Genomic DNA, 4,492 nt, shown 5'->3' with positions numbered 1-4,492 from the left:
CGGGGACCGAGCTTCGCCGGCTCGACCCCTCGCTACGCCGAGTCCGGCAGGGTGGTACCCCCCGGGACGCCCGCGTCATCGGCAGGCAGGGCGTCGGTCGAGGGACTGGTGGCCGATCTCGGGCGGGAGGGTGCCCGTCCGGTCGCGGTACGGCTCACCCAGCGGCTGCCGGGCTCGGTCCAGGAGATGGGCTGGGAGGTGGTGAAGGTGATCCCGGTCGGCCTGCACGCCCTTCGGATGGACGAACGGCACGAGTTCACCTGGCTGCGCGCGCGGATCACGTCGGCGGCGCGCCGCCTCGGCCGGGCCGCCGGGGTGCCCGACGGCCAGCTCCATCCATTCCCCCATCCGCTGATCTGACGGCGCCGCGTGGCCGTGCGTTCGCGGGCGACCGCACGGCACGCGCATCTGAGGAAGGTAGGTGCCCAGTTGACGACGAACTCCCTGCGAGCTCCCCGGCCGGACGCCGGTTCGGCCCTGCTGGCCGAGCCGACGGGCCTGGCCGCGCGGGCCGATGCCTTCGCCCGGCTGCGGCCGCCACCCGACGAGCTCGCGCTGCTGCACGCCAGGGTCGCCCACCGGTTCGGCCGGCCTGAGCCGCGCCGGCGCGCGCTGGCCTACCTGCGCGGGCTCGGGAGCCTGCGCGGCGACCGCAACGGCGTGGCGCTCGCGTCGGCGGCCGGCGAGACCCGCCCCGACGGCATGCAGCGCCTGCTGACGGCGGCCGGCTGGGACGCCGACCTCGTCCGCGACGACCTGCTCGGCTACGTCCGCGAACGGTACGCCCACGCGTCGGCGGCCCTCGTCGTCGACGAGGTGGTGCTGCCGGGCCGGGGACCGAGCTTCGCCGGCTCGACCCCTCGCTACGCCGAGTCCGGCAGGGTGGAGAGCTGTCAGGTGGCCGTCATGGCCGCCTACCACACCCCCGCGCAGGCGGTGCTCGTCGACCGGGAGCTGTGCCTGCCGAGCCCCTGGGACACCGACCGGCGGCTGCGCCGCGCCGCCGGCATCCCCGACGAGCACCACCGCCACACCGGCTGGGAGCTGGCCGGGGAGATCGTGGACCGGTCGCTGCGCCGTCTCCCGGTGCGCTGGGTCGTGCTGGGCGCGGCGTTCGGTCCCGACGATCGGCTGCGGACGTGGCTCGCGCGGCGTGAGGTCGCGTTCGTGGCGCCGGTCGGGCCGGGCACCGTGCTCGGCACCACCGCGGGCCGCCGGATCACCGCCGCCGGTCTGCCGACGCTCGTCGGTGACCTTCGCTGGGCCGCGGTGGGCGCCGCCGGCGCCTCGTGGCCGGGGGACTGGTCCGGCTGGGCGACGCCCGCCGGTCCGCGTCCGCCGCGTCCCGGCGTGGGCGCCGACGGCGGCGAGCGGTGGGCCCAGCTGCGGATCCGACCCGCCCGCGACGGCCGCTGGGAGCATCGCCTGCTCCTGCGCGCCGCGGCCGGCGGCGCCACCGGGGTGCGGTACTACGCCTGTCACGTGCCGCGCGGGACCACGCTGGACGAGCTGGTCGACGCGTCGCGCCGGGGCGGCGCGGTGCAGCGCGGGGTGAGCCGCGCGCGAGCGACCGTCGGGCTCGACGCCTACCGGGTGCGGAGCTGGACCGGCTGGTACCGGCACGCGACCCTGGCCCTGCTCGCCGACGCGGCCGCCGCCGCCCACCGGCCAGCCGCCTGATGCCCGCCGGCGCGTTGCGCGGAACGCGGCGCCGCCCGCCGGCGGTGGGCGGCGCCGCGGTGGCCGGAGGCCCGGAAGTGCGGTCGCCGGGGCAAAGCGCGGTCGGCGGGAGTTCCGCAAAAAAAATCGCCGCCGGAACCCCGTGGTTCACCTGCCGTTTATTGATGGCGGGAATCGAGGTGCGTACTGTCAGTGGCAGCGGGAAATGGCCGGAATATCCGTCCTCCCGAACTGCGAACCCTGACAAGGAGGTGCAACAATGGAACTCGCCCCCTCGCTCGACCTGGGTGTCGAGGAGCTGGAGTCGCTGGAGGCTCCCGCCTGGTGGCATTACGTCCTCGGCTTCGGTGCCGGCGCGGCGGTCGGCGGTGCCGCCCTCTACGGCGGTATCGCGATCGGAATCGCCATCACCTGATTCCCGGTGGCCTGAGGCTGCCCGGTCCTCACCTGTGCCGGAGCAGTCGCGGCGCACACCGATCCGCCTGCTGACGGTTTGAGGGGAGGTATACAGCATGTCCGCTCTCGCTGCTCTCGAACGCTCCCTGGACCTCCAGCCGTTCTCGCTGGAGATCGAGGAGCTCGAGCCGCTGGAGGCCCCGTTCGACTGGGATGGCTTCTGGTCCGGATTCCGGGCCGGTGTCGCGGTCGTCGGTGTTCTCGGCGGAGGTATCGCCATCGGCGTCGCCATCACCTGACCGGTACCACCAGGCACCGCATTCCCATCGGCGCGACCAGCACACGGCAAAGGAGGTGAAAGATGCTCGCGTCCACTATCGTTGGGCACGGGACGGACACCCCGTCATTGTCGCTGGATGTCGAGGAGCTCGAGTCCCTCGAGGCACTGTTCGACTGGGCCGGTTTCTGGCAGGGATTCCGGGTCGGTGTCGCGGTGGCGGCGGCGACCGGAGCCGGTATCGGCATCGGAATCGCCATCACCTGAGTGCGGCGGGGGTGGGGCGGATGGTAGCCGCCCCACCCCCTTATCTCGACGCTGCCCGCGACTCCGCCCTGCGTCTGGAGTCCCCGGACCATGCCGATGATAAACCCTGCTCATCGCTGGCCCGCGCATATTGCTGGCCTGATCACGTTGCTGGGAGGTGAAACATGACGTCCCTCGCCACTGTGGAGCCCACCGCCGACGCCCTGCGCGCGCTCGCGCTGGAGATCGACGAGCTCGAGTCCCTGGACGCGCCGTTCGACTGGCACGCCTTCTGGGTCGGCGCCGAGGCCGGTGCCGTGGCCGTCGCCGTCATCGGCGGCGGCATCGCTCTCGCGCTGACCTGAGCGCACCGTCTGGACCACACCCGCCAGACCCCGGGACCGACCGGCGCCCCGGCCGGTCCCGGGCCCCCGGCAAGGGAGATCGGAGATCACCATGAGTCGGATACTCACCCTTTCCGCGGCCGCCCGGCCGCAGTCCGCGGCCGCCCTGGCGAGCGCGTTGAGCCTGCTCGTGGCGGCGATCGCCCTGCTCCTGCCGCGCGGTTCCGGTGCCGCCACCACCGCGGTCGCCGTCGCCGGCACCGTCGCGATGATCGCTTTGATCGTCGGTCTCGGCGTGCTCATCGGCCGCCAGATCACCGACACCGGCGGTGGTGGGTCGTGAGCACCGTCGTCCGCTTCGACGCGTTCACCAAGACCTTCGGCGGGACGCGCGCGGTCGAGAACCTCAGCTTCGAGGTCCAGGCCGGCCGGATTGTCGGCCTCGTCGGCCCGAACGGCGCCGGCAAGAGCACCTCGCTGCGCGGGCTGCTCGGCCTCGTGCGGCCGACCTCGGGTAGCGCCGCCGTCTTCGGCGCCCCGTACGCGGCCCTCGCCGACCCGGCGCGGCGCATCGGCGTCAGCATGGAGGGCGTCGGCCTCAACCCGGCCCACACCGGCCGTCGTCACCTGACGGTGTTCGCGCGCGCCGCGGGCCTGCCCGACAGCCGCGTCACGGAGGTCCTGGACCTGACCGGGATCGCGCACGCCGCCGGTCGCAAGCTGCGCGGCTGGTCCACCGGCATGCGCGCTCGCCTCGGCCTCGCCACCGCCCTGCTCGGCGACCCCGAGCTGCTCGTCCTCGACGAGCCGACCAACGGCCTCGACCCGGAGGGGGTGCGCTGGCTGCGCACCTTCCTGCGCGAGCAGGCAGCGCTCGGACGCACCGTCCTGCTGTCCAGCCACATGCTCGCCGAGCTGGAGAACACCGTCGACGACATCGTGGTGCTCAACCGCACCGCCCTGTTCGTCGGCGAGCTCACCGCGCTCACCGGCGACGGGTCCCGGCTGGAGGAGCGCTTCTTCGACCTGCTCACGAAGCCCGGACTGGTCGGCGCCGGGGAGGTGAGGTGAGGCATGCGCAGGCAGATGCGCAGTGAGCTGCTCAAGGCCCGCAGCGGCTGGCTGCTGGCGGCCCTGCTGCTCACCGCGACGCTGCTCGACGTCGTGTCCATCCTGGGCACCGCCGGCACCATCCACCGCGACCTCGCCGCCGGCCACACGACGCTCGCCGCCGGCTCCCACGACATCGTCCGGCTCGGCTTCGCGAACCTGCTGTTCGCGACCCTGTTCGGCGTTCTCATGGTCACCGGCGAGTACCGGACGGGAACGGTCAGCCGGTCGTTCCTCATCGCCCGCTCCCGCGAGGACGTGCTCGGCGCCAAGGCGGTGGTGAGCCTCGCCGTCGGCGCCCTGTTCGGCCTCGCCGGCGCCGGCACCGGGCTGCTCGCCGGCTGGCTGGCCCTCGGCGCCCGCGGCGACCACCTCGCCGTCGACCGGGAGACGTGGCTGATCTGCCTCGGCGTGGTGCTCGTGTCCACCCTCGCTGGGC

At 73.8% G+C, this 4,492-nt stretch carries 7 protein-coding genes and 2 pseudogenes; all 9 read left to right on the top strand.

Going from position 1 to position 4,492, the window contains the following annotated elements; genetic code table 11:
• Window positions 1–360 (top strand): hypothetical protein (locus tag C1A33_RS20790; protein WP_207770405.1); only part of this gene is annotated, 360 nt, incomplete at its 5' end.
• Between the two features lie 138 nt (window positions 361–498).
• Window positions 499–1,832 (top strand): annotated as a pseudogene (locus tag C1A33_RS20785) (IS701 family transposase); the annotation flags it as partial.
• A gap of 107 nt (window positions 1,833–1,939) precedes the next feature.
• Window positions 1,940–2,095, top strand: a complete 156-nt coding sequence (locus C1A33_RS35105) for a hypothetical protein (protein ID WP_165818502.1) — start codon at window positions 1,940–1,942, stop codon at window positions 2,093–2,095.
• 97 nt (window positions 2,096–2,192) lie between these two features.
• Window positions 2,193–2,375, top strand: a complete 183-nt coding sequence (locus C1A33_RS20780) for a hypothetical protein (protein ID WP_101833094.1) — start codon at window positions 2,193–2,195, stop codon at window positions 2,373–2,375.
• A 62-nt stretch (window positions 2,376–2,437) separates the two neighbouring features.
• Entirely contained in the window at window positions 2,438–2,620 is a 183-nt protein-coding gene (locus tag C1A33_RS20775) for a daptide-type RiPP (RefSeq protein ID WP_101833093.1), read from the top strand.
• 164 nt (window positions 2,621–2,784) lie between these two features.
• Complete coding sequence (locus C1A33_RS20770) at window positions 2,785–2,964, top strand: daptide-type RiPP (RefSeq protein ID WP_101833092.1); 180 nt, start codon at window positions 2,785–2,787, stop codon at window positions 2,962–2,964.
• 91 nt (window positions 2,965–3,055) lie between these two features.
• The gene (locus C1A33_RS20765; protein ID WP_101833091.1) at window positions 3,056–3,286 is read left to right on the top strand and encodes a hypothetical protein; all 231 of its coding nucleotides are present in this window, start codon (window positions 3,056–3,058) and stop codon (window positions 3,284–3,286) included.
• The gene (locus C1A33_RS20760) at window positions 3,283–4,014 is read left to right on the top strand and encodes an ATP-binding cassette domain-containing protein (RefSeq protein WP_101833090.1); all 732 of its coding nucleotides are present in this window, start codon (window positions 3,283–3,285) and stop codon (window positions 4,012–4,014) included. The genes C1A33_RS20765 and C1A33_RS20760 overlap by 4 nt, the downstream gene beginning before the upstream one ends.
• Before the next feature lie 3 nt (window positions 4,015–4,017).
• Window positions 4,018–4,492: pseudogene (locus tag C1A33_RS20755) on the top strand (hypothetical protein); the annotation flags it as partial.

It is taken from the genome of Frankia canadensis (assembly GCF_900197875.1).
Classification (GTDB): Bacteria; Actinomycetota; Actinomycetes; order Frankiales; family Frankiaceae; genus Frankia; species Frankia canadensis.
The sequence above is the reverse complement of the archived record's forward strand: the minus strand, read 5'-3'. Positions and strand labels throughout refer to the sequence as shown.